This is a genomic window from Thermodesulfobacteriota bacterium (genome assembly GCA_040753795.1).
Lineage (GTDB): Bacteria > Desulfobacterota > Desulfobacteria > Desulfobacterales > Desulfosudaceae > JBFMDX01.
On sequence record JBFMDX010000005.1, the window covers coordinates 79,632 to 104,951 of the forward strand.

Consider the following 25,320-nt stretch of genomic DNA (forward strand, 5'->3'; position numbering starts at 1 on the left):
ATATTGGCAGAAAATAAAAACGGATGGGTGTGCTCCATTGAAAATGACAGTGAATATGCCCTGCCTAATATGCGGTTCGGAAGAAAACCATGAAAGGTTTCGAATTCGATATCCCGAGCATAACTATCCCGGAGACTTTTGTATTCGAGAATGCAAGGGTTGCGGTCTGTTGTTTAATTCGCCTAGAATTCCTGAAGAGCAACTCAAGCAATTATATGATAATAATTATTATTTCTTTAAGAGACCGGCAATCGATGAATTCAATCGTTCGGTACACATTTATAACCGAACTATCCGCAGGATTGAAAATAAAATATCCGAAAAACGAGTACTTGAGATTGGAAGCGCCAAGGGATATTTACTATCAATCATGCAAAAAATGGGTTGGGAGGTCAAAGGTATTGAAATATCGGCCGAGGCTGCCAGGTATGCGGTTGAAAAACTTCATGTAGATACGTTCCATGGCACGATAGACCAATATATTCAATCACCAGGTGCCTTTGAGCCCTATCCTCTGGTTCTTGCCATCGATATTATTGAACATGTTCCAGACCCGGTCTTATTTATCCGGCATTTACAGAAAATCGTAAAACCGGGCGGTATGCTGATCATCGATACTCCAAATGGCGGCTCGAAAAAAATTGGCATTGAAGGCAGCGCCTGGAAAGGCTTCAATCCTTATCACATATCTCTTTTCTCTGTAAGTAATTTATCTCAGCTACTGACTCAATCTGGCTTTCACCTGAAAGATATTTTTTTTTATGGTGGTAAAATAGATGATCAACAAAAAATCGGCTACAGGAAACGTATTAAAATTATGCTCCAATCGAGTTTCGCCTGGCCAATTTTTGAGCATACATACAATCTGATAAAATCGGCGGCATCTCGAATAATACCAATCCCATATTATCTTCACTTGGCTGAATCAAAGATAAGTTCATTAAAAAGGCTTGAATCTTTATCTCAGAATAAAAACGATGTAGACGATGGGGATAATTTTGTTCTATTTGCACAGAAAGAGTAAAAGAATAACCTAAAATCATTTCCAATTTTTGAAAGGGCCCAGAAGTTTTTCTTACTATGCGCTATTCTGTTATTTCGAATCCCGTTTCCCACTCTTTTTTTACATATGGATTTACCTTCTTATTCAGACGATAAAAAATCGTGGCATTCCCCACATTATTTTGAAAATACTCAACATGACTGTCCGCTAAATATCGGATAAATATTTTTTCCAGGTTATGCTCATAATCGGCAAAAATAAAAGCCGGTTCGGGACTAGATCGAACTTTCTCCGTAATATCAATTTTCCTGTCCCGCAACACGATCCCGTCGGGTATCAGATAGGGAGCGCCATTCAGAACGCCACCCGATGCGAACATAATCGAATAAGTTGTATCGTATGACCCATAGAAATTCATCAGATGATTCGAGGATAAAAACTTGGCTGCCGGATACGGATCAAATACGGATTTTCGGAATTCGGAATTCCACCCCATAACATTGGCAATGATGAACAACGGAATCAAAGACAACACAAGGCCTCGACCTTTTAAAATAATATCTTTAAAATAAAAAAGAATTACTGGCCAAACCAGCAACAAGGGCATGAAATGTCGGTCATGGTTCAATCCCACGCCCCAATGGAAAAAAAACAACAGCACCACTGAAAACGCAAACTGTCGAAAATAAAAACGCGGGATGTCGTTTCTTTTATCCCGTAACGCAACGATAATAAATAACAGAAGTGAGGCTATCAGGAATATTCCGACCATATTTGAAATAGGACTCGGTTTTTGAAAAGGATATAAAAAGGTGGAAAGGTTATAAGGCAGATGAAGTACCCACCACTTTAAGTAAGCGAGCTTTTGCTGAATGGCGCATAGGACGATCTCTGCGGTAGGCTTTATCATTGCATTACGGCCGACCCCCAGACTTCTCCCGCCGGCCCTTAAAAAAGTTTTGAGGGGGAATAAAAAATTATAAACGATCAATGGCGATAACCCGATAATAAAACCGGCGGTAAAAACAGATATCCCCTTCCAGCGAATATCCTCGAATCTTCGGTATAACGAAGTAAAAATAAAAGCGATGATGACAGGAATGATCAAAAAAATTATTTGCAGAAAAAATCCGGCGGCAAATCCGGAAAAAAACAGGACTCGGCCAAACCCCTCACGGCCGACATGTTCGTTGATCCGCCAGCTCGAATAAATGACCAGCGCCATACCAAAAACCAATTCACCATACCCACCGTAAGCGCCCATGGTATGATGAAGAATGACATAGGGGCAAAATATATAGAAAAGAACGCAAAGGAAAGCATTCATCCGGCCAAACAGTTTTTCATAAATTCGTTCCATAAAAATAATTGCCAAGATGCTAAAAATAAGCATGCCGCTTCTGATCTGGACGAATCCGATGCCGAACAGTTTGAAGATAACGGCGCCTATATAGGATACCAGCGCACTGGCATAGTGAGCTTCCCAGCAGTAGATGGGGAATTCTTTTAAGTCCATGATGTTGATGGCCATGAGGCCGAATACCGCTTCATCATGAATCCCGATCCGGCCGGCCGGAGATAGCAGATAGATGACTCTGGTTATCAGAAAGGTCAACAACAAAACGATTAATATTATGCTCCGCTTAAAATTCATTTCGATTCTCTGGCAAACGAATTCGTATTGTGATGTTTAAGTTATCTCCGGGAAAACCCCTTGGAAACATATTTGATACGTTCTGACTGATGATGAAATGATTCAGGATCTGGAATAGAAAAATCGTTTAACCCGCTCAATAAAATCCGCTTTGACGGTTAAATAATCAGTTTCGGTTTTTTCGATTTCCCCCATCCAGTCAAAATCAGCGGTCAATGAGCTGCTTTGATGTTTGCGTTTTTCTAAAAGTTCCTCGACTGTGCACAGATATCGGGCCGGGACCCCAGCCCAAACCTGCCCTTCGGGTATATCCCTGTTAATCAAAGAACAAGCGCCTATAATCGCGCCCCTTCCGATACTGCTTCCTGGCAAAATAACGGTCCCAACACCAATATATGCTCTTTCACCGATAATCACTCGACCGACACGATTAGGCCCCTTGCCCAGGGCATTGGGTATTGATGAATCGTGTAGTTCAATAACCGTCCTTGCGGACAGAACGGCACCTCGGCCAATATCTAGCAAAAAAGCAAAGTCGTAATCAATCAAAACGTCCTTGCCGATAAATACCTGCTCCCCTACCGTTCCTCCGTGCCGGCGAATTTTATCCTCAACGGTCTCCAGTCGCAGCAGGACTTCATTGTATAGCCGGTTGATAATTTTGTGTATTATTTTCAATCCGTTATACTCTTATCATGAATATTTATTGGTCACTTAAAGTCTTTACAACCGCTTCCGCCACACGTTCTGGTGAAACCCGCGTCAAACAGGGCATACTGTTTCCACAAGCAAGAAACCAGCGGGTGTAATGACAGGGGCGACACTGAACCACATCTTCGACAATAATCGCATCTGATGCGTTATCCGTGGCATTTTTAATCTCACTGGTGGGACCGAAAACAGTGATTGTCGGAAGGCCCTGCGCTGAGGCCAGGTGGCGCAAGCCACTGTCATTTGAAAGAAACAGGTCGCAACACCCGATTAAAGCCGCTGCTACCCTGATACCATTCAAGCAAGGGAAAACAGAAGTTCGTGCCAGCCGGGCAGATTCAATTGATTGCTTTAAATCCGTTTCATCCGGACCCAAAAAAAACACTGCGGCCATGTCGGTGCGATCCAGAACAATACGAACGGTGGCGATGAAACGATCAAGCCCCCACCGCTTCCATGACTGCTCCGAACTTGATCCGGCATGAACGCCCAGTATTTTTGCCGTTTTCCCTCCGGTCAGATCATGCATCAACCGCCGGGCGGAGTTCTTTTCCTCGTCCTTCAGCATCAGACAAGGCCGCCCAGGCCCTTCGCCGCCCCCCACCAAACCGGCCAGTCTTATATTTCGCCTCAGTTCCGATAGGTTGGGGTCAACCGGTGCCGCATGAGTATAAAACATCGCCCGTCCCCGCCAGTCTTCGCCCACCCGTATCGAGGCATGGGAGAGCATCGTCATAACGCTTCCTCTAACCGGGTCGGCTCCGGCGGCCACCAATACCGCTGACGGGTGTATGGCAGCCAGCATCCGACCGGCCTTCAGGCACAAACGGAAAGACCGTAACCACCCCGGATCCAGAACCGAACATTCGTCCACGTTGGGATCTTCAGCCATCAGGTCGGCACAAATCTGTGATGCCGCGGCCAGATGCAAAAGCACATGCGGATGAGCATTTTTTATAGCTGATAAGGCCGGCAGCAGCAAAATATGATTACCAATGCCTCCGAAACCGACCACTACCAGGCGATCCATCTCCAATGGACGAACCGGCCCCAGGGCCAAGACCATTTTGTGGCCGATGCGGACAGCATTAAATACAGCGGTACCAATGGTCAGGCGGACCAGACGCCAGTATTCAACAAGCGACTGTCTGCCTGCCCGGTGTTTCCGATAATCAATCACCGGTAACGTCATTTCCGTGCCAATTGATCTAAATGATCAGCCAATGTCTTCACCAGACTTTTCAGGGTATACTGTTGAACAACTTCCGGATCAGTCTCTGTCAATACACGCCCGTCTTTGAGCCATTGATGAAAATAACGGCTGACAGCCGATTGAATGCCGGCCTGATCGTTAAAGTCCACTACTTCTCCGGCTCGGGTATCTCGGATCAGCCCTGCGGCCGCCCCCTCTGGAGGCACCAGCGCCAATATGGGTCGACCCGCTGCCAGGTAATCAAAAAGTTTGCTGGGGATCACCCCGCTGCCCCGTTCCCGACTGAGAAGCAGCAGGGCCATATCGGCCCGGGCCAATTGTTCAAGGGCTTTGACCCGGCTTAGAAAACCTGTAAATTCACATACCCTATAGTCATCGGGGACATCCAGATCAGCGATAGTATTAGCCCCCACAAAACAAATACGGATTTTTTCCCGTGGTATGTCGCCCTGGGAAATTAAACGGTTGACGGCTGCCAGCAAAGAATTGGGCCGGAAACTGTTGTAAAAAAGCCCGGTGAACACCAGACGGAAAACCGTTGACTGTTTGGAAGGCTGAGGCATGACAAACTCAGCCGCATCATAACCTGCCGGCAACCATAAAAACTTTTCGGTGTCGGTAACATGCTTTGCTAAAAAATCGCCGAAAGCCGGCGCCATCACCACCACCCTGTCGGCTTTACGGACAATGCCCTGTTCCAGATGATAATGCATACGGTAATGATGCCGGGTCGGCAGATTCAGGGCCGGGTCTTCCAGCCATTCATCCCGAAACTCAGCCACCCAAGGCAGACCGGTCCGGGATTTGACAAATTGAGCGATCAAATGGTTGGTTAACGGCCCCGAGGTGGAGTAAATAGCTTTTATTGGATACCGTTTTACCAGTTTCAAGGCCGTCAGACAGGCCAACGGCAGCCAGCCGACCTGACTATCCGGATGCAACAGGAATCTTCTGATGAAACGATCCATGACACGGCTGCGCAAGGGATTGAGCGCGGAATAAATCCAGGAGGATTTAAACATATGACTCCTGGTAATGACGACATCCTCCGGTAGCTCGCGGATCAGATCCGGGTCTCTGGCATAGTACCAGTCGGGATTCTTAACCGTATGAACAACCGGTATCCAACCATAATCCGGCAGATATTTAGCCAGTTTCAAGGGACGAATGGCTCCGGATCCGCCCAAAGGCGGGAACAGATATGCGATCATCAAGATATAATGATGGCTCCGGTCAGACGGCGTCATGTTTCGTCTCTCTGATATCTGTCCCAAGGACCAGTTCTGCCACACTCTTCTTCCGAAAAAACAATAAGCGCCGGGCCTGCCCCAGTATCTTCCGCTCACATAGAGCCGGTGGAAAGCGCCGGATCATCCTGGAAAAATCAACCAGAGCCGCCAGTCGGCCATGATTGCGCCAATTATCAAACACGTTAATATAATCGATTTCCATCCGCAGGCGACGGGCGATACGCCGCTTATGCCCTTCGGAAATCCCGCAGGCGGTTGCGTGTTTATCAAGGATCGCCAGGGATTCCCTGTGGAAAGAGATCTCCCGGGTCATGCTTTTACTGGCGTTGTGCTCCCGGAACCGGGCCAGCACCTGAGAGATGAACATCGGCTTTATTCCAGCCAAACCCATTCTCAGAAAAAACTCTCTGTCAAAACAGCAGTGCAGCGTTTCATCAAAACCGCCCAGCTCCTGGAAAGCGGACCGGCTCCAGAATGAAGCCGGCTGGGCAAATGTGGAGCTATACGTCCGGGAGACATAATATGCCGGCTTGGCTGGCCACCATGGTTGAAAAATTCTTTTTACCCCCTGGTCGTTAAATACAACGCACTGACCAGCCAGCAAATGGATTCCCGTCTGACCGGAAAAACTTTCGGCTGCAACAAACAAAGCCCCCGGCTCATAGAGATCATCACTGTTGATATAGCCTAAAATATTACCCGTGGCGTGTTCAAACCCTTTATTAATAGCTTGGCTCTGTCCTTGGTCCGGCCCGCTGGTCCAAAACGTCAGCCAGGGCTCATATTTTTTGATGATGGCGACCGAGTCATCGGTGGATCCGCCGTCAATAATGATGTATTCGAGATTGGGATATCCCTGCAGCAATACCGATCGTATGGTCTCTTCAATGTACTCGCCCTGATTAAAGCTTGGTGTTACAATAGTAATTTTTGGCCAAGGAGAACCATCAGGCAGAGGAACAGTCTCCTTTGTCCAAGGCCAACCAGACTTATCAGACATCGGTAATACTAATTCATCCGTTGAAGGAGAATGCATTCTTATCCCTTTGGGATTGTTTTAAATCAATCAGATGGCGATACAAAGCCATGTATTTGAGTGCTTGAACAGACTGGGAGTACTCTTCAACAACGACCTTACGACAATTTACGGACATTACCGCTAATATATCCGGACAGGTTATCAAATGAACAATTGCATTCCTCAAGCTATCAACGTTTTCAGGTTCCGCCAACACCCCTGTCTCACCGTACCGTACCATATCGGGAAGCCCCCCGACCTTAAAACCTACCACAGGAGTTCCGCATGCCATAGATTCAAGTACAGTATTGGGGAGATTATCCTGTAGGGAAGGGACAACAAACACATCGGCGGCGCTATAAACCATTGAAAGCATTCTGCTGTCAGCAATACGCCCAAGATAGCGATATGGAATTGTTGTATTTATCGTTTCGCCTTCCCTTCCGGAGATCATTAAAAATAAATTTTCTAGATGTTGCATCTCGGTCAAGGCCTTATTTAAATAAATAAATCCTTTTCGTTTATTTCCAACCACATCGGAAATAAACAGAATCACCTTGGCATCTGGTGGAAGACCAAGCGTTTTTCGTGATATTTTTTTATCACGAGGTGCAAATTCTTTTATATCTAAACCGTTTGGAATCACTTTCACGGGGAATTTTTGCAATAGACTGCTTGCTCGAGATTTTTCTGCCAACCATTGGCTTGGTGTCACAATCGTAAACAATTCCGGACATATCTTTTCGAATAAAGTATGTTTCCGCCTCCAAATTTTATATGATATATCGTTTGGATCATTCGACCCAAGTTGCGGACAGGCCCCACAATTTTCTTCATACTTTCCACAACCGATATCGTAATGACAGCCACCAGTAAACGGATTCATATCATGCAGTGTCCAGACAACCGGTATGGTGGTCAGTGCAACCGATGTAAAAAAACTCGAATAATCCAAAAAATTAGCAACCCAATGCAGGTTTATGATATCCGGCTTATTAATTTGTCCTAACAATTCGGTACCGAACGACGTGCGGCAGTCACTAAAAGCCTCATATCCCGACAGCCTAGATCTGATATCCTTATTAAGACTTTGGGCAATCATCTTTCGACGAATATATCTATAAAACCGTCTTGTCGGTTTCCTGGATGGAGAGAATTCATGAACGGTTGGATCAGAAGTCCGCTTAAGGGCCACCATCATGGAAGACTCTGCGGGTAAATCACATAGTCCCCTATGCAACCGATATGCCGCATTAGCTGCTCCTCCTCCGTTATCAGAAAAATTAATATGTAATAACTTCATTCTTCTCATAGCATACACAAATAGTATGCCCACTCAGGATTCTGTATATTTTTGAATGTTGAGCGATAGGAAGTCCTATCTTGCGAGTACCAATATAAATATACCGTTTCAAAACTTTAGGTAGTGGGAGTCGCGATAATTGTAAATTTATATACCATTCTAGATGATAAGACGCTAATGGTTCGTATAGAATTCTTTTTATTTTTACCGGATACTGTGTCTCTAAATATCTAAAAACAGATTTAGACCAACGAGTAACGTGATGAGGTGGCTGATTTAATAAATCATTATCTGCAAGTCTTATAAATCCGGCACTGTTCGGCACACAGATCCATAACCGCCCCGATGGTTTTAACAACCCAATACATGTCTCAATAAAGGCTTTGGGGTCATCACTATGCTCAAGTATTTGAAAATTGCAAACAACATCAAACTTACAACTCATCCCTTTTGAAAAATCAATTAACTCCTCTAAAAATACCGGTAGCCCTAATTGCTTAGCCTCTTCCACAGCATTAGAATTTAATTCGATCCCTGTAGCATCGATCTTTTGGGATATAAGTTTTTTAATGAAATGGCCGGATCCGCAACCGATTTCCAGCACTCTATCACCCTGTTTGATCTCTCTGGAAACAACACGGTGCTCCCATTTATCCTTCATATAATACCAGTCGAAATCCTGTAGCTGCGAATAGAGAGATTCAGAGCCGGTTACCAAAGGAATATAAAACTTCAGGTTGCAACGTTGACAGAGATATAAGTTAATGCGGTCCGATTCGACAAAATCATCAGAAACATCTATATGATAACTGGATTCCCACCCTTCAATGATTCTTTGTACCGGTATCGTATCAACAACAACCGTATTCTCTGATCCACACAAGATACAATTCATGCTTCGAGTATCGCTCACGGATTAGAGGCCCTAATCGGCAGATGGACCAAGGCATACGGAAGTAACCGAATAGAACTTTCCTTCTGCAAGTAACGGTGAACTAATGCCTAACCGATTAAATTTTATCATATATATATAAGCCTTTCATAAAATACTTCACTTTATTATATAGCAAACACCTTCTGGTGAAGCGAATATTTTATTAGCTAAATTGTTCTTGGAAAGATAATCATGCACTGCTCTTGAGCAACCATCCCAAGTATAATAATCATCAATTATTATTACTCCTCCTTTTACAACTTTATCAAAAAGATTTTCTAAACACTCTGTCGTTGATTCGTACCAATCACCGTCTAATCGTAGCACTGCAATTTTCTCATTAAACTTATATAACGTATCTTTGAACCAACCTTTTTGAATTTCATAATCTTTTGCTTTTGCTAACTTCATAGCGATTTCTGCATCATTTACACTTGCTTTACAATTATCAAAATACAATTTTGATTGTTTATTAATTTGCCACTTGATTGCTGCTTTACCATCAATTTCCTTTGCTTTGGGAAGGCCTTCGAAACTATCAAATAAATAGTATTTATTATCTTTAATTATTTCTGAAATTGCGGCTATCATGCCTCCTTTCCACACACCGCATTCGACTATTACACCACTTAACTTTCTGTATCTATAGCATATCTTTAAATTTCCGATAAAAAAATTCAACGGTATCATTGTAAAATTTCTATATTTATAATGTAAATATAGATATTTAATAAACATTAAACTATACTTAAATTTATATATATATTTTTTTACTTTTTTTATCATTTTACATTTAATGAGATCGGATAAACACATCCGCCATCGTTTTTCTGATTTACCAGATCGTCTTTTTTCTTAAATGATTCATCAAAATGGTCTGCCCCAATATTTTGAGCCTTTCATGGGATATCGGAATAATCTTCTTCTATTGTTATCAACTCACCATAAGTGAGGCCATGTTCCCGCTGGTTAATGGTCTGAGTTATATTGATCTTGTCGCTTTGTAAAACAGTAAATGGAGCAACATATTTAACGTAATCGAACTCTTCCAACCCTGAACGCCCAATCCAGATATTGAGATAATACAATCCCGGCATTAACTGTACATTGGGGATGTTGGCCTGGAATGAAAAAATATTTTCATCAGTTGTTTGGAACTCTTTAAATTGATCATAAGCATATATTACCGAAATTTCGGTTTGCGTGACAATTTGTAACCCCACTGTGAACGAAAGGTTTGGTTCTGCGGAATTTCCCGATATTTTAACCCTGACATTTTGTCCCATAAAAAAGGTTTTGCATTCATGGTTTTGATCATTTAACAGTTCAATAGAACGGATACGGACCCTCCCAGACCCACTTCTCACCCATCTTTCAGGTAAATTGCTATCTTGATTGGACGCATCTCTTATATATTTTTCAATTACATCATTCGATTCACCAACAACAGACAAGCTGCCTGATTTAAAAAGAAAGCACCGTTTGCACAGTTGTTGTACCGCTCCCATATTATGACTGACAAAAAGTACGGTTCGTCCTTCCGTAGCCACAGCCCCCATTTTACCCAAACATTTTTTCTGGAAAGAGGCATCCCCCACGGCAAGAACTTCATCGATTAACAAAATTTCCGGTTCTAGGTGGGCTGCCACAGCAAACGCGAGACGAACCTTCATCCCTGAAGAGTAACGTTTAACAGGCGTATCAAGGAACGCCTCTACTTCGGAAAAGGCCACGATTTCGTCAAATTTCCGGTCGATCTCTTTTTTTGACATACCCAGGATAGTGCCATTCAGATAAACATTCTCCCTGCCGGTCAATTCCTGATGGAACCCCGTCCCCACCTCCAGCAGGCTAGACACACGGCCGTTAATAAGAGCCCGGCCTGAAGTCGGTTCTGTAATACGGGACAAAATTTTCAACAGGGTACTCTTTCCTGCCCCGTTTCGTCCGATAATTCCGATTACCTCACCTTGCTTGACCTTAAATGATACATCTTTTAATGCCCAGATAACATCAAGCGCCTCGGATGAACTGGTTTCGAACCTTATCAGATCTTTCAGCTTTTTCAGATTCGAGAAAGGCGTTTTCAACCATTTAGTCATAGCACCACCGAACGTATCGCTGCTTTTTTCCTTTGTACCGATACGGTAACGCTTAGAAAGTCCTTCTACTATAATGGCTGAATCGGGCATTCGAATGAATCTCTATTTATGCTACATCGGCAAAGATGCGTTCCATACGGCAAAAATAAAATGCACCGGACAACGCAATGCATGAAGCACTGACTGCCCCCACAGTAATGAGGTCCCACGGCATGGGCCTTGAGCCAAGCAGGGTCGAACGAAACCCTTCAATGACACCGACCATTGGATAGAGGCCATAAAGCAACCGGTACTTGTCTGGTATAAGGGATACTGGCCATACAACAGGAGCTGAATACATCAGCAACTGCACGAGAAAGGACATGGCATGGCGTACATCCCTGAACTGAATGGCCATGGCAGACAACCACATGCCAGTACCCGCCGCAGTCAACATCATTACAAAAATCAATGCAGGTAAAAACAGAACATATACCGAAGGCGCAATACCGTACCAAGCCATTAACACCGCAAGAATACCGAACGATATTACAAAATCCACCAGTCCGGCCAGCACAGGCGTCATCGGAACAACCAGTCGAGGGAAATAGACTTTGGTAATCATATTGGCGTTTGCCACCAAGCTTTGGGCGGAATTCGTAAACGACGTAGAAAAATAGGTCCAGGGGATCAAGGCCACATAGGTGAAAACCGGATACGGCACCCCGTCGCTGGGGATTTTAGCCAACCGTCCAAAGACAACAGAAAAAATGATCATGGAAAAAACCGGCCGGATAATCGCCCACAAAAAGCCTAATACAGTTTGTTTGTACAGAACCTTAATATCACGCCAAACAAAAAACCAGAATAGATCACGGTACTGATACAATTCGTGGAGATCAATAATGCGCCACCCTTTTCGCGCTTCGATAATATACTGATTTTTGATATTGTTCGGGCTTATTGGGGTGCTTTTCATATACCAGAGTCTCGTCCGATGAGTTATCGGTGCATTATATATTAACCCTGATCATTGCGGTAAAAGATGGGCATAAGAAAACCATAGCAAAAAATATCGGAAGGAAAAAGAAAAAGAGGATGGGAAAGAGTGTGATCCATCGCAACATAACAGGCGATGGATCACACTCAGCTACCTATGTTTTTTTTGGCAAAAGCCTCGCCAAGGTTATTCGAATTTACTCCCCCTTAAATACCGGATCGCGTTTCTGCATGAAGGCCAGGAACCCTTCCATGGCGTCGGCGGATCGGGAGACCCGGTTGGTGCCTTCCAGTTCGGTCTGGAGGCCCTTGTCAAAGCCCCAGTCAATGCCGGTGGCAATGGCTTTGAGTACGCTGGCCACGCCCAGGGGCGGACGGTTGATCAGTTTTTCCGCCATGGCCCGGGCCTCTTCCATCAGCTTGTCGGCCGGGCAGACCTTGTCGACCAGGCCGATTTCCAGGGCTTCGGCGGCGCTTAAGCGCTTGCTGAACAGGATCAGGTCCAGGGCCTTGGATCGGCCCAGCAGAACGGTCATGCGCTGGGTGCCGCCCCAACCGGGGATAATACCCAGGTTCAGTTCGGTCAGGCCGATCTTGGCCTTGGGCGCGTCGGACATCAGCCGGAAATGGCAGGCCATGGCCAGTTCACAGCCGCCGCCGAAGGCGAACCCGTTGACGGCGGCGATGACCGGCTTGGTGTACCGGAAAATCTTGGTCCAGACCCGTTGGCCCTCTTCGCCGGCTTTGGCGGCATTGCCCGCGTCGCTGACGTCGAACCCGGCCGAAAAGGACTTGTCTCCGGCGCCGGTGAGAATGATCACCCGCACGTCTTTGCTGGCTTCGAGCTCATCAAACGCCTTTTCAATATCTTGAATGGTCGCCAGGTTAACGGAATTGACCGGCGGATGGTTGATCATCACGGTGGCTACGTAATTATTAATTTCAATGACTAAATTCTGATACGACATGTCGCTCCTCCTTATACAGTTCTGTTCCAGTTGATAAACACCGACAAGGCGCAGACTATTACGAACTCCGGCCGCAAGTCAAGCACTTACCCGTACTTATCCGATATTTCCTTAACCGCCCAGGCAAGGGGCAGCCGACCTCCCGACCCGGGTTCGGTTGGCATAAACAAAAAAGATCAACCGTCCGCACCGGCTGATCCACTTAATTCCCCCCGGGAATTGATTCGGTCTTGACAACTTTGCCCGGATTATATAGTTAAGTAGAAAAAATAATGGGTTATCACAGCAGATGAATTCAAAAAAATTTATGACCCGGGTGTTGACGGTTATCCTGGCCGCCGTTACCTTCCACATCCTGGGTATTGAATTTCTCATCTTTTTCGTCATGGCGCCTTCTGTCCGCGAATTTGCGGCCATGCTGCTCTATCCCCTGCCCCTGGCCGTCGCCCTGATTATCGCCTATATCGTCATCACCGGCTATTTTCTCAAACCCGTTCTGCTGCTGCTTCGGAAAATTGAAAACGGATCTTCACCGGAAGACGGACTCCTTGCCCTGGCCCAGGACCGCTGCATCAACCTGTCCTATTTTCTGTCCGGCCTCTCCTTCCCGGCATATATTATCGGCGGCGGCGGCGGCGTCTGGATCATCCGCCAGATTTACCCGCACTGGCCGCCGCATATTATGGTTTACGGTTTTCTGGCAGGCATCATCGCCGGGCTGCTCACCATTCCCATGTCCCAGGCCGGCACCGACTGGGCCATCCAACCGGCCATGGAAACCATGAAGGACATTCCCGGTTTTGATCTGGCACGCTCGGCCGGCATCGGCGTACCCTTGCGGGTTAAATTCGTCATTATCGTCGTCGTGATGGTCATCGGCATCACCGGATACAGCGCCATCATCGGTTACAACCGGGTCACCACCGTTATCGACAACATGCAGCAGATCGAAGCCCTTCTCCCGGTGGAAGCCGCTTCCCTGCTGACAGACAAGGCCCGGGGCTCGGAAGACACTCGCATCAAATCCTCGGCGTTCTTCCTGTCGCGGATGGGCAGTCTGAAACTGCTTTTTATCGGCATCATTCTGATCGGTTCCCTGCTGTCCCTGGTCGTGGCCTATGCCGCCGCCGACGCCATGACCCGCCCGCTGAAAATGTTCGCGGGGGTCGCGGAGCGGATAAAGAACGGCCGTTTCAACGAAACCATTGCCATCATCAGTAATGATGAATTCGCCGAGCTGGGCGCCTCGTTCAACCGCATGACCGACACACTGCTGACCCATTTAAAGAAGAATGAACTGCTGATCAACAGCATCGGGGAAGCCGTGGATATTCTCAACCCTCTGTCGCAGGAACTGGTCTCTATCGCCGATCAGCACGCCCTGGGCAGCATTCAGCAGGCGGCCGCCACCGAGAACGCCGAGGAAAGCGGACGGAAAATCGCGGAAACCGCCCGGCAGATCGCCGAGAATGCGGCGGATGTGGCCCGAAGCAGCGCCCAGACCCGCGACAACACCCGTGAAGCGCGGCAGCGCCTGACCGAGACCGGCGTTCGGCTGGAGGAAATCGCCGGTAAAATGGAACATATCGCCAGAGCCGTAACGTTGCTGAAGCAGCAGTCCCAGGAAATCGACGGCATCGTTGAGGCCATCAAGAAAATCAGCGGAAAAACCAATATTCTTTCCCTGAACGCCGGAATCGAAGCCATTAAATCCGGGGAAGCGGGCAGGCGCTTCGGGATGGTCGCCGAAGAGATCAGGCAACTGGCCCAGGACACCGGCAAGTCCGCCAAGCGCATCCGCAAAAATATTGAGCGAATCCAGGAATCCGTGGCCATGTCCATCACCTATGCCCGGGCGGGCGAACAATCCGTGGGAGACGGCAAAAACGCCATGAAGCAGATGACGGCTCAGTTTGAGGAAATTGCCAGGGCCAACGAGGCCGCCGTCCGCGACCTGGAAACCATTGAAGCCATGACGGCCGAGCAGGCCCAGGCCAATGAAAAACTAAATGGAATCCTGTCCACCATCCGTTTGACCGCTCACGACACCTCGGCCTCTTCCGAGCAGACTCACAGTTCGATCAAAGATCTGAAGCGGCTGATCAACCAGTTAAGATCCCATACCCGTCTGCATCAGCAGTAACAGGCCTTTCATTTTTCCCCGCTGATCAGATCGCCGTCTATGATCCGCCGCAGGAGGGCCAGATGAGCGTCTAAGTCTTTCCGGTTTCTGAAAGTCAGAGAAAGGGTATAATCCGGGCCTTCAAAATCGGCGGGAGGCGAAAGTTTTGCCCGGGGTCCGGGTTTTAGCGCCCTGACTTTTTCGGCGAATTCCTCTTCGGCCCGGGAAAGGTGAGGAAAGCGGCGCCGGTGAAGATAACGGAAAAGCTGATCGCAGCGCAGTCCGCGGTCGGCTCCCGGTTCGTTGACCACGGCCTGGCGTCGGATATCGACAAGCAGATCCAGGCATGAAATCCCTTCGACAGCCGTGATCTCCTGAATGAGCAGCAGCGCCTCCCGCTGCCGGTTTACGCCCAGTTTCAGATCGGTGAAAAGTCCGGCCAGTTCCAGAACCTCCGGTTCAGCCATGGCCGCCAGAGACAGGCCCGTGGAAAACGCCAGGCTGCCTGCGGCAACAAGATTAAAGACAGCCTCAGGCAGGGCATGAATCGCCAGTAATTTATCAATGGCGTCGGGTGACGACGGCAGACCGAGCGAAGCCGCCACAGGGCGAAGGTCTTTAGGGTCGTCGATTAACCGGCGGAGTTTATAGACCGCCCGGGACTGTTCGCCGGTATTTAGCGAACGCTGCCAGGCGTTATCGGCAATGGCGATCTTCAGGCAGGCCAGTGCGTCTGTTGCCGGATTCACCAGACGGCAGGGGGCTTTGGAAAAATTCAGGCGGCGGAGGACGGCCAGGCGCCGGAAGCCTGTCACCACACGACAGACGCCCTCGCCCGCGGGTTGAAGAATCGGCGGGGACAGGAGACCGACCTGGGCGATGGACCGTTCCAGGCAGGTATCGTCCTTGTCTTTTTCCGTGGTAATCAGGTACGTCCGGTCATCGGGCAGAATATCGGCGAGGCTCACCACATCTTCTGAAAATGGGAACATGGCCGTATCAGCGGGTCAGCAGCCTCAAAGCCTCCTGGTACTTGCTTTGAGTAATCCTGATGACATCTTCCGGCAGGGACGGCGCCGGCGGGGTTTTATCCCAGTCCAGAGAGAGCAGGTAGTCCCGCACGAACTGCTTGTCGAAACTTTCCTGTGCCCCTCCCGGCCGGTATTTTTCCATGGGCCAGAATCGGGATGAATCCGGCGTCAGGATCTCGTCGATCAGAATCAACTCGTCATTGACGTAGCCGAATTCGAATTTGGTGTCGGCAATGATGATACCGCGTTTTTCCGCGATGGATACGCCCCGGCGGTAAACCGCCAGGCTTAAGTCGCGGGCGGCTTCGGCGGCGTCTTTTCCGGCCAGGGCGACGGCCTCTTCAAAAGAGATGTTGACATCATGCTCGCCGGCATCGGCCTTGGTGGATGGCGTGAAAAGAGGCTCGGGCAGGCGGTCAGATTCGCGCAGGCCGGCAGGCAGGGCGATGCCGCAAACGCTTCCGTTTTTCCGGTAATCATTCCAGCCGGAACCGGAGATATAACCCCGAACGACGCATTCGATGGCCAGCGGACGGGCTTTTTTCACCAGCATGCTTCTTCCGGCCAGGACATCGGCGTAAGGCCGGCAGATCTCGGGATAGTCTTCGACCCGGCTGGAAATCAGGTGATTGCCGACCAGATCCTTCATCTGCTCAAACCAGAAAAGAGAAATCTGGGTAAGAATTTTGCCCTTTTCCGGGACCGGATCGGGCATGACCACGTCAAAGGCCGACAGCCGGTCGGTGGCGACGATCAGCAGTTTGTCGCCCAGGTCATAAACATCGCGGACCTTGCCTCTTTTTAAAAGGGGCAGGCCGGGAAAATCGGTTTGGTATACCGCCTTCATTGATCTACTACTCCGTCTTGTCAGAGGCCGTCTGATGCCGGGTAAACGCCTCGATGTATTTTTTAATGATGCGCCGGGCGTCAGCGTCCGGGTTGAGGAACTCGATGCCGGACTGCCAGCGGTCGTTATCTCCTTTTTTGCTGTAAACGATTTTGCCCATGACATCCGTCACCTCTTCCTGGAAACCGATGGACAGACAAACCGCGTATTGCGGCTCGATCTGCACGTGGGTTTCCAGCAGGATTCCGCCTTCACTGACGTTAAGCGTTCGGCCCATACCCTGGGCGACCGTTTCCCGGGCGTCATTGAAGCAAGAATAGGACAATAAATTCAAAGAATTTACCCGCTCATGTTTTCGATGATGCAATGTCATGGCGAACAACCTGTGTATAATGTTTTATTTCTGATAAATATTCAGCGCGATGCCGGTGGTAGCCGCTATAAAATTGGCAAAATTGTCAATCATATTGGCCATGGTGCCGGACATCCTGCCGTGTTCTTCCATTATGGCTTCCATGCTCATTGGTTTCGTCTCAAGATCATCCGTTCCGTAAACCGCCGCAGAAGCCGGTTCGTGCCCGATATTCAGAAACGGCAGCGGTCCGAAGAAATCATCTTTTTTCAATTCGCAAAGCAACAGGTCTCCCTTGGTAAACTGTTTGACGATATAGGCGTTTCCCTGAACAATGGTAAGCAGCTTGTCCTGCTTCCCGCCTTCCTTGACGATCAGCTTCTTGTCCTTGGAGACCTGCTTCATTTCCATCATCTTAACTTTGCTGGTGGAGGCCAGTTCGGTAACCTGCTTCAACCGGTTATCCATGCTGGTGATAATTTTTCTGAAATCCAAAGACAGCGCCGAATATTCATGATTCAACCGCTGGCGGTCCAGAACCCCGAGAATGACACGATCCGCGGCCACCGCGGTAGCGCTCCGGACATATCCCTCAGCCCCCAGGGAGGACAGATTGCCGATAAACGATCCGGCGCCCAGTTTCAATAATGGAACCAGCTCGCCACCGGTCTCTTTACAGATTTTTATTTTCCCCTCCAGGATAACCCACATCCAGGCGCCGTGTTTCCCCTCGTGCACAATCGGCTGCCCGTCCTGGTATTCCTCTTCGGCGACCACATCCATGTAGTCGATCATCGGGCCCTTGATTACGGGCAGGTAATCCTTTTCGGCGCTTTTCCCGTCTGTGTCAATGCTGACCGCGCCCTTGACCTCAATGTTCCCGTCGTCCAGAAGCCGCAGCCCGTCCAGGATGATTTCCATCCGGCTCTTCTTAATGGAACCTTTGCCCGGAACCGGCTCCTTGACAAATTCAAATTCGCCTTCCATCCATCCGAACAGGGAATAAAGCGCGTCTACTCCGGTTTTCTCCATGGCTTTGGCTTCGATAGGGTTGCCGTCCTTGAAATGGATCAACCCGGGGGTTTCGACATACTTGCTGATAATACGAAGCGTACCGGTGCTGCCGTTGGATCCGATGAGTTGAATCAACTCACCCAGATTAAGATATCCCAAATCGCCGGAAAAAACGACACTGCTTTTCATGATCCGGTCTCGTTATGCTTGATCCGCCCATTTTAACTGCTTTTGCAGATATTGCAGCGTTAGTCGCATGCAGGCCTGTAAAGTCTGCCCAACCCCGTCACCATTCAAAGCACTGGCTTCAAAAGTGGGAACTTTCAACTGGCGGTTGAGGTCTTTTTCCATCTGCTCAATCGACATAATGGGAATATTGTCTTTGGCCAGATCGCGTTTATTATATTGAAGCACCAGCGGAAGTTTAAAAATGCTAAGGCCGTATTCTTTTAAATTGTTCTGCAGGTCCTTTAATGAAAGCATGTTCTTTTCCCGACGGATTTCCATGGAATCGGCGACAAAAACAACACCGTCGGCGCCTTTTAAAACAAGTTTTCGAGTGGAGCTGTACTGGACCTGGCCGGGAACGGTGAACAGCTGCACCCGCACATCACAGCCTTTTATCTTGCCCAGCTCCATGGGAAGGAAATCGAAAAACAGTGTCCGGTCGCCTTCGGTATCGATGGACACCATTTCGCCCTTGACCTGCTTTTTGTACGCCTTGAAAATATATTCAAGATTGGTGGTTTTCCCTCCCCGACCCGGACCGTAATAAACAATTTTACATTCGATTTCCCGTTTATTTATATTAAAAACAGCCATAGCAGTATCAGCGACCTTTGCCAGAGAAAACCGTTGTCAGCGATAAATAATCACCATATCAGTCCATCGGGTGTAAATATAACATATTTACAACGGTCTGCAAAAAAATAAAATGTTTTTTTTATTAATTTTGATAGTAATAAAGAGATTACAGGCTGTCAATCTTTATATCCATGCTGTAATCCCCTTCTTTGGGGCCGGAGGAAATCCTGGTTTTGGAAGCAACCGTACCGGATCCCCGGAAGATAGCGATGGGAGAATAAAAATGGACATCGTCCAGCCGGGTACCCTCTTCCAGATCCTTGATGCGCTCCTCCTCGGACTTGTCGATAATCAGGCTGACGACATTACCGGATTGAAAGCTCACGTCAAGTTCCAGCTGGTCTCCGTTGGCGAGTGTTATGGCAACTGCGCTGATATCCAGAAAATCGTTTTCATCCACGCCGCCGCCGCCGGTTAGTGCCTCGGAACGCGCGGCGCCCTTTTCATCCCATTTCTTGTCAAGAATATCCTCAAAAAACGCCTTTACTTTTTTTAGTTCATCTTCCGAAAAAAGATTATCATTCTTCCATTCGGTAAGTTGTGAAAAGGCTTCGTCGGAAGATTTATAGGCGATGAGGCATCGCAGAATATTCTTGGCGGCCTGAACCCGCTGGGTGTCTACCTCCAGCAACCGGCGGAATTCGGCGATGGCGTCGTTATACTGACCGAATTTGGCCAGGGCAACGGCCCCCTCCAGGGCGGCGGCATGCTCATCATTTTCGGCTGACTGCGAAAAAAGTTTTCGAATCAGCTGATTGACTTCGGCCGACATCTGGGGGTTGTCGGAAACACCTTCCACCCTGACGATACTGCTTTGGACTTTCTCTATTTTTTTGGAAATATTCTTAAGCAGTTTCTCCCGGTTGGGAAGCTGTTTGCTTTTCTGAATGATTTTCTTGACACGGTCATACGTCGCCCGGGATTCATTATACAGACCCTGGGAGCGGTACAGTTCAGCCTGCTGCAAGAGTGATTTGATTTTATCCCGCATCTTTACGCAGAATCCTCTAAATCATCAGTATTACATAAAGTTCGGTCCCCGGCACATCCCCTTTGCCACAAACGAAAGGTATATTACCAACGATGAATATTTATTGTCAATATATAGATATCGCCGACCGAAAATGGACAGGTAAAAAACTAATTTCCGGTCCCTTTCGCGGCCAGCGCGTCGGCAGCCTTGACAAAATCGCCGGCCATATTGGAAGCCATGGTCACAAAGGCCAGCCGGCTCTTGTCGACGCCGGTTTCATCCAGCATCCGGAACGCCTCATTCACCCGCCACTTGGCGTAATTGCTGCCATATTCAGACTTACAGTTGCCGTTATGGCAGGCGGCGACAAGCACCCCTCCAGCTCCTTCGGCAAAGGCGGACAGAATATAATGAAGATCGACCTTCCCGGCGCAGGGAACTTTGATGATGGAAAGTTTTTCCGGCAGCGATAGGCCGAAGCGGCCGGCCGCTTCGGCTGCTTCCGCGGCCGAATTTTCGCAGCAGAAGGCAATAATGGCGCCGCTGGTTTTTCGCGCCGCCTGCCGGATCGCCGTGTTCATCTCGTCATCCGTAAAAGACAACAGTTGAATGGCGTCATTGGGACATTCACTGGCACAGATGCCGCAGCCCTGGCAGGCCACCGGCGACACAACCGCCTTGTCTTCCCAGTAAATGGCGCCGTGAGGACAGCACCGGTAGCAGGTCAGGCAGATGGCGCATTTTTCCCGGTCGACGACGGCTATCCGGTCCGAAGGCAGTGCCGCGTTAAACAGCGTCTTCAGTTCCTGAACGACCGCGGACACATCGGTGACGCAACCGGTCAGCGTCTGCGTCAGGCGGGCACCGCCGACCACATAAATCCCCTTGCGGTTGGAACGGGCGGGAAAGCGATGGACGTTATCCTTCTGCAGATAACCCGAAGGCGTCATGTGCAGACCGAGGACATCCGATAATGAATCGTTTTCCGCGTCGGTATGATTTTTTTCATCCACCACCAGCAGGTCATGGGTGGCCACGACCGGCCGTCCCAGAACCACGTCATCGAATGAAACGCTGGTGCCATTGATCGCGGGAGCCTGCTTCATCTTGAAATAAACAGCGCCCTTATCCCGGCCCTCCTTGTACATCCGGTCCAGGCCGTTATCCGTCAACTTGATGTCATTCACGTAGACGGAAGCGCTGCCCCCGCCTTCCATGACCGACAGGACGGCCCGGAAAATACGTTTCATGGTGATGGGATCACTGTTGTGCTTGAGTCCGACCAGAAAACCGACGCTCTGGTCCTTGACTTTTCCTTCCCCGATACGGGTTTCCATCTGGGAAAGCGAAAGAACATTGCCGGAAAGTTCCAGCCCGTATTCCTGATGCATGGAATCGGCTTTTAAATCCGTAGCCACAACAATGGCGCCGATTTTCCTGTCGGTACAGACGCCGTTATCGCCGGCCAGCTGGACGGTAAAATCACCGCACACGCCGGCGGCCCGGGTCAGCCGGACGTTATCAAGAATTTCGACATGTTTGCTGGACGCGGCCCGGCCGGCGAGCTTCTGCCATTCAGCCCGGGCTTCATCACTGACGCCCAGCAACGCGGCCGGCTGGTTATCGGCTTTGCCGCTCTGTTTGGCCAGCAGGACCCGGTACCCTGCGGCAGCAAGGGTGACGGCCGTACCGTCCCCGGTTAAATTCCCGCCGATGACCAGGACGTCGGTATTCATGCTGATTTTTTCCATAATACTATTCTCCCAGATATTTCATGGCTTCCCCTGCCGCCTTGATCGCCTGGGCAATGGAAGCTTCGATTGTTTTCGGCTGATGCGCGGTTCCGGCCACAAAAACGCCCTTTTTCTTCGTCCGGGTCGCGTCGATCTCCCCTGACAATTTAAAAAATCCGTCCTGATCCACGGCCAGGCCGAACAAATCCGCGAGAACCAGGTTGTCCGGATTGGGCGTAATGCCAATGGACAGCACCAGGAGATCAAACATATTATACGCGGCCTTGCCCGCCGCGGCTTGCGGGGTTGCACCCTCTGCGGCCGCCGGTTCGCTCATCTCCAATGGTTTCGCGGCCGTGCCATCCTCATCATAAAAACGGATGGACAAGTTGTCGTTGTCTCCGGGGAAAACATCCACCGGTATGCTTCGGACAAACCGGAAGTTATTGTGACAGGCTTCATAAAAAACCGGGAATTCCTTGCCGATGTTCTGGATATCCATATAAAAGACGGTAACGTCCGTATCGGGAAAACGATGTTTCACGGAACGGGCCGACCGCAGGGCATACGAACAGCAGACCCGGGAGCACCAGAGATTGCCGAGCCGCTCGTCCCGGCTGCCGACGCATTGAATAAAAGCGATCTTTTTCGCCGGAAGCCCGTCCGAAGGACGGACCAGAGCGCCTTTTTCCCGCTTGATCCGCTCCATATCCAGCCCGCTGATGACGTTGGGAAATTTCCCGTAGCCATAGGTCCCTTTTTTGGACGCATCAAAGGGGGCGAAACCCGTCGCCACGATGACCGCGTCCGCTTTTACGGTTTTGGTGGACGCTTTGGCATCAAGGTGGATGGCCTTTTTCGGGCAAAGCTTCACCAGCGGTTTGCATTCGCCAATCATGTCCGGATTCAGGGCGTACAGGGGATTATTGTTTTTGGAATATCCCCGCAGCACCGCCCCCTTTACCGGGGATTTTTCATAACAGACGCCGCAGTTATTGCATTTTTCCGGATCAATATACTGCGGGCCTTTTTTCAACGTGATCGCAAAATTCTCTTTGTAATTGACTTTTTCGATCTCGGAGAAAAGGTGCACCGATGCTTTTTTGTCGCTGCCGACATCCTTGAGCAGTTGCTCCACGCTGCATGCGCCGCACTGCATGCATTCATCCGTCGCCTTGCAGGTATAACCGATGGCGTGCCCACCCAGAAAATTCGTCTTCTCGATTATATGGACGCCCACACCGGATCCTGACAGTGCCCTGGCCGCCGCCAGCCCCGCGGTCCCGCCACCGATAATTGCCACATTTTTTCCTGCCATATCCGTTCTCAAGCTCCTTGTATTCAAATTATCCGAAGATACAATTCTTAAGCTAACATTAAACTTCCGGCCTCGGAAGGACGCCGGCCCTTTCCGCAATTTCAGGAACCTTGTGCTCCCATTCAATCGCCATCAGATGAACGCCGGCGACGCCTTTCATCTCCCTGAATTCCGCGATCTGCTCGCAGGCGATCTTGATCCCCTCGTTGGCCTGTTCGTTTTTGGGCACGCCCTTGAGCCGGTTGATAATTTCATCCGGGACATCCATGCCCGGCACGTTCAGCTTCATGTACCTGGCCATACCGAGGCTTTTCATGGGGGTAACGCCGGCCAGAATAAACACCTTTTCGGTCAGCCCCATGTCATTGGCCTGCTTGACCCATTCCCGCATCCGCTTCATGTTGAACACACACTGGGTCTGAATAAAATCGGCTCCGGCGGCGACTTTTTTCGCCAGACGATGCACCCGCCATTCGTGAGGTCTGGCAAAGGGATTGGCGGCAGCGCCGATAAACATGCGGGGCGGCACGTCGATTTCCTGACCGCTCAAGAACTTGCCTTCATCCCGCATCATTCTAATGGTGTTAACCAGTTGCATGGAATCAATGTCAAAAACGCCCTTGGCCTGGGGGTGGTCGCCGAACTGCATGTGGTCGCCGGACAGGCATAGAATATTGTGAATTCCATGGGCATAGGCGCCGAGGATATCCGCCTGCATGGCCAGCCGGTTACGATCCCGGCAGACCATCTGGAAGTTGGGCTCCAGCCCTTCCGTAATGGCGATCAGCGAGGCGGCAAAACTCGACATCCGGACGACCGCCGTCTGGTTGTCGGTGACATTGACCATGTCCACCATGCCTTTCAGGTGCGAGGCTTTCTTTCGCAACGCTTCTACATTAGCGCCCCGGGGAGGACCGAGTTCACCGGTAAACGCGAAATGGCCCGCACGAAGTATTTTCTCCAGTCTGCTATCAGATTTCATAATGTCCTTCTTTCCCGGGAAAATTACCTTTCTTCAAAAAAAACCTTACGCTCTCTGTATCCCGACTGAATGAGCGTCTGCGGTTTGGTGTTTCTCCAGTCATTTACCGGATTCAACTTCAGAATATTTTCCAGACGATTTTGTGCGTTAAGGCGCTGATAAATCATGAACCAGGCGCATGGCTGATCCTTGCTGATTTCACAGCTCTCATTGTTGGTGCCGCCGCAGGGGCCGTTGAAAAGGGATTTGGCGCACATGGTCACCGGGCAGATTCCGCCCGTCAGGCCCAGCTGGCAATTACCGCAGGCGCGGCATTTTTCCTCGTACCAGCCGGCATCCCGGTTGACGCCGATGAAATTGGTGTTGACGGCCGGGAACACGGGGATCCCGGGATATCTTTCGGCAAGGAATTGAATGCCGGCGCCGCAGGCCATGGAGAGCAGGGCGTCGTGTTGCGGTACCAGGTCATCCAGCTCGGCAAGAAATTCCATATCGCACTGCCGCTGCACGGTGGCCGCGCCGAATTCCGCGGAGCGACCCTGTTGCCGGGCGCTGATGGCCAATTCCGCGTTCAATATTCCGACCTCTTTTTCGCCACCCGTCAGGCAGACCGTTACGCAGGTGGCGCATCCCACGGTCAGCACCTTCCGGTAATTTTTGATAAACGCTTCGATTTCTTCAAACGGTTTTCGTTCAGCTACTATCATCTGGACATCCTCCTCATTGAGACGACCCTCATCATTGCTGATGGACAAAAAAGGTTACATGCCATAAAATCGGAAAAAATGTCAACGAATTTTATCGAAAACAAAAAACATTTTTTAACGTTTTCAGGTAACTATCTTTTTATACAATAAAAACGATCTGACTTGATAAGGTTTTGATTGACATCAGGAATCTGCCGCCTAAAATACGGATAATTCAAAACTGTTTTTAAACCTCATTAACGA

At 49.1% G+C, this 25,320-nt stretch carries 23 protein-coding genes; 2 read left to right on the forward strand and 21 right to left on the reverse strand.

The features are described 5' to 3' along the window. The first annotated feature begins 43 nt into the window (after nt 1-43). Nucleotides 44-1,024: a class I SAM-dependent methyltransferase gene (locus AB1724_08180; GenBank protein MEW6077773.1), complete on the forward strand. Its 981-nt coding sequence runs from the start codon at nt 44-46 to the stop codon at nt 1,022-1,024. 61 nt (nt 1,025-1,085) lie between these two features. Here AB1724_08180 and AB1724_08185 read toward each other — a convergent pair whose 3' ends face one another. The 11 genes from AB1724_08185 to AB1724_08235 all read right to left on the reverse strand — a co-directional run bounded on the left by AB1724_08185 (nt 1,086) and on the right by AB1724_08235 (nt 13,134). Next, nucleotides 1,086-2,534 carry a glycosyltransferase family 39 protein gene (locus tag AB1724_08185; GenBank protein MEW6077774.1) on the reverse strand — a complete coding sequence of 483 codons (1,449 nt, stop codon included), beginning with the start codon at nt 2,532-2,534 and terminating at the stop codon, nt 1,086-1,088. A 225-nt stretch (nt 2,535-2,759) separates the two neighbouring features. Further along, a complete protein-coding gene (locus tag AB1724_08190; protein MEW6077775.1) occupies nt 2,760-3,335 on the reverse strand; it encodes an acyltransferase in 576 nt (191 codons plus the stop codon). Nucleotides 3,336-3,360: 25 nt separating this feature from the next. Beyond that, complete coding sequence (locus tag AB1724_08195) at nt 3,361-4,560, reverse strand: glycosyltransferase family 9 protein (protein ID MEW6077776.1); 1,200 nt, start codon at nt 4,558-4,560, stop codon at nt 3,361-3,363. Continuing rightward, nucleotides 4,557-5,828 (reverse strand): glycosyltransferase, encoded by a 1,272-nt coding sequence (locus tag AB1724_08200; GenBank protein MEW6077777.1) that lies wholly within the window; start codon nt 5,826-5,828, stop codon nt 4,557-4,559. Before AB1724_08200 ends, AB1724_08195 begins: the two co-directional genes overlap by 4 nt. After that, nucleotides 5,815-6,867: a glycosyltransferase family 2 protein gene (locus AB1724_08205; protein ID MEW6077778.1), complete on the reverse strand. Its 1,053-nt coding sequence runs from the start codon at nt 6,865-6,867 to the stop codon at nt 5,815-5,817. The genes AB1724_08200 and AB1724_08205 overlap by 14 nt, the downstream gene beginning before the upstream one ends. After that, nucleotides 6,845-8,152 (reverse strand): glycosyltransferase family 4 protein, encoded by a 1,308-nt coding sequence (locus AB1724_08210; GenBank protein MEW6077779.1) that lies wholly within the window; start codon nt 8,150-8,152, stop codon nt 6,845-6,847. Before AB1724_08210 ends, AB1724_08205 begins: the two co-directional genes overlap by 23 nt. Beyond that, complete coding sequence (locus AB1724_08215) at nt 8,133-8,813, reverse strand: class I SAM-dependent methyltransferase (GenBank protein MEW6077780.1); 681 nt, start codon at nt 8,811-8,813, stop codon at nt 8,133-8,135. The genes AB1724_08210 and AB1724_08215 overlap by 20 nt, the downstream gene beginning before the upstream one ends. A 390-nt stretch (nt 8,814-9,203) precedes the next feature. After that, nucleotides 9,204-9,902, reverse strand: a complete 699-nt coding sequence (locus AB1724_08220; protein ID MEW6077781.1) for a TylF/MycF/NovP-related O-methyltransferase — start codon at nt 9,900-9,902, stop codon at nt 9,204-9,206. A gap of 83 nt (nt 9,903-9,985) precedes the next feature. After that, on the reverse strand, nt 9,986-11,278 hold the full coding sequence (locus tag AB1724_08225; GenBank protein ID MEW6077782.1) for an ABC transporter ATP-binding protein: 1,293 nt from the start codon (nt 11,276-11,278) through the stop codon (nt 9,986-9,988). Between the two features lie 16 nt (nt 11,279-11,294). Further along, nucleotides 11,295-12,146, reverse strand: a complete 852-nt coding sequence (locus tag AB1724_08230; protein ID MEW6077783.1) for an ABC transporter permease — start codon at nt 12,144-12,146, stop codon at nt 11,295-11,297. Between the two features lie 217 nt (nt 12,147-12,363). Continuing rightward, entirely contained in the window at nt 12,364-13,134 is a 771-nt protein-coding gene (locus AB1724_08235) for an enoyl-CoA hydratase-related protein (GenBank protein MEW6077784.1), read from the reverse strand. Between the two features lie 289 nt (nt 13,135-13,423). Here AB1724_08235 and AB1724_08240 point away from each other — a divergent pair, with 289 nt between their 5' ends. Then, complete coding sequence (locus tag AB1724_08240) at nt 13,424-15,277, forward strand: methyl-accepting chemotaxis protein (protein MEW6077785.1); 1,854 nt, start codon at nt 13,424-13,426, stop codon at nt 15,275-15,277. 8 nt (nt 15,278-15,285) lie between these two features. On the opposite strand, the gene AB1724_08245 is transcribed toward AB1724_08240, so the two are convergent. From AB1724_08245 to AB1724_08290, 10 genes are all read right to left on the reverse strand, one after another. Then, nucleotides 15,286-16,224: a ParB N-terminal domain-containing protein gene (locus tag AB1724_08245; GenBank protein MEW6077786.1), complete on the reverse strand. Its 939-nt coding sequence runs from the start codon at nt 16,222-16,224 to the stop codon at nt 15,286-15,288. A 31-nt stretch (nt 16,225-16,255) separates the two neighbouring features. Then, nucleotides 16,256-17,134 (reverse strand): phosphoribosylaminoimidazolesuccinocarboxamide synthase, encoded by an 879-nt coding sequence (locus AB1724_08250; protein MEW6077787.1) that lies wholly within the window; start codon nt 17,132-17,134, stop codon nt 16,256-16,258. A 7-nt stretch (nt 17,135-17,141) separates the two neighbouring features. Next, entirely contained in the window at nt 17,142-17,507 is a 366-nt protein-coding gene (locus tag AB1724_08255) for a PilZ domain-containing protein (protein MEW6077788.1), read from the reverse strand. A gap of 24 nt (nt 17,508-17,531) precedes the next feature. Next, nucleotides 17,532-18,689, reverse strand: a complete 1,158-nt coding sequence (locus AB1724_08260; protein ID MEW6077789.1) for a DUF4388 domain-containing protein — start codon at nt 18,687-18,689, stop codon at nt 17,532-17,534. A 12-nt stretch (nt 18,690-18,701) separates the two neighbouring features. Beyond that, complete coding sequence (locus tag AB1724_08265; GenBank protein MEW6077790.1) at nt 18,702-19,322, reverse strand: GTPase domain-containing protein; 621 nt, start codon at nt 19,320-19,322, stop codon at nt 18,702-18,704. A gap of 148 nt (nt 19,323-19,470) precedes the next feature. After that, nucleotides 19,471-20,355: a hypothetical protein gene (locus AB1724_08270; GenBank protein ID MEW6077791.1), complete on the reverse strand. Its 885-nt coding sequence runs from the start codon at nt 20,353-20,355 to the stop codon at nt 19,471-19,473. A 149-nt stretch (nt 20,356-20,504) separates the two neighbouring features. Continuing rightward, nucleotides 20,505-22,088 carry a hydrogenase iron-sulfur subunit gene (locus AB1724_08275; GenBank protein MEW6077792.1) on the reverse strand — a complete coding sequence of 528 codons (1,584 nt, stop codon included), beginning with the start codon at nt 22,086-22,088 and terminating at the stop codon, nt 20,505-20,507. Between the two features lie 4 nt (nt 22,089-22,092). Then, on the reverse strand, nt 22,093-23,373 hold the full coding sequence (locus tag AB1724_08280; protein ID MEW6077793.1) for an FAD-dependent oxidoreductase: 1,281 nt from the start codon (nt 23,371-23,373) through the stop codon (nt 22,093-22,095). Nucleotides 23,374-23,446: 73 nt separating this feature from the next. Continuing rightward, entirely contained in the window at nt 23,447-24,370 is a 924-nt protein-coding gene (locus tag AB1724_08285) for a methylenetetrahydrofolate reductase (GenBank protein ID MEW6077794.1), read from the reverse strand. Nucleotides 24,371-24,393: 23 nt separating this feature from the next. Further along, nucleotides 24,394-25,077 (reverse strand): methylenetetrahydrofolate reductase C-terminal domain-containing protein, encoded by a 684-nt coding sequence (locus AB1724_08290; GenBank protein ID MEW6077795.1) that lies wholly within the window; start codon nt 25,075-25,077, stop codon nt 24,394-24,396. Nucleotides 25,078-25,320 lie beyond the last annotated feature (243 nt).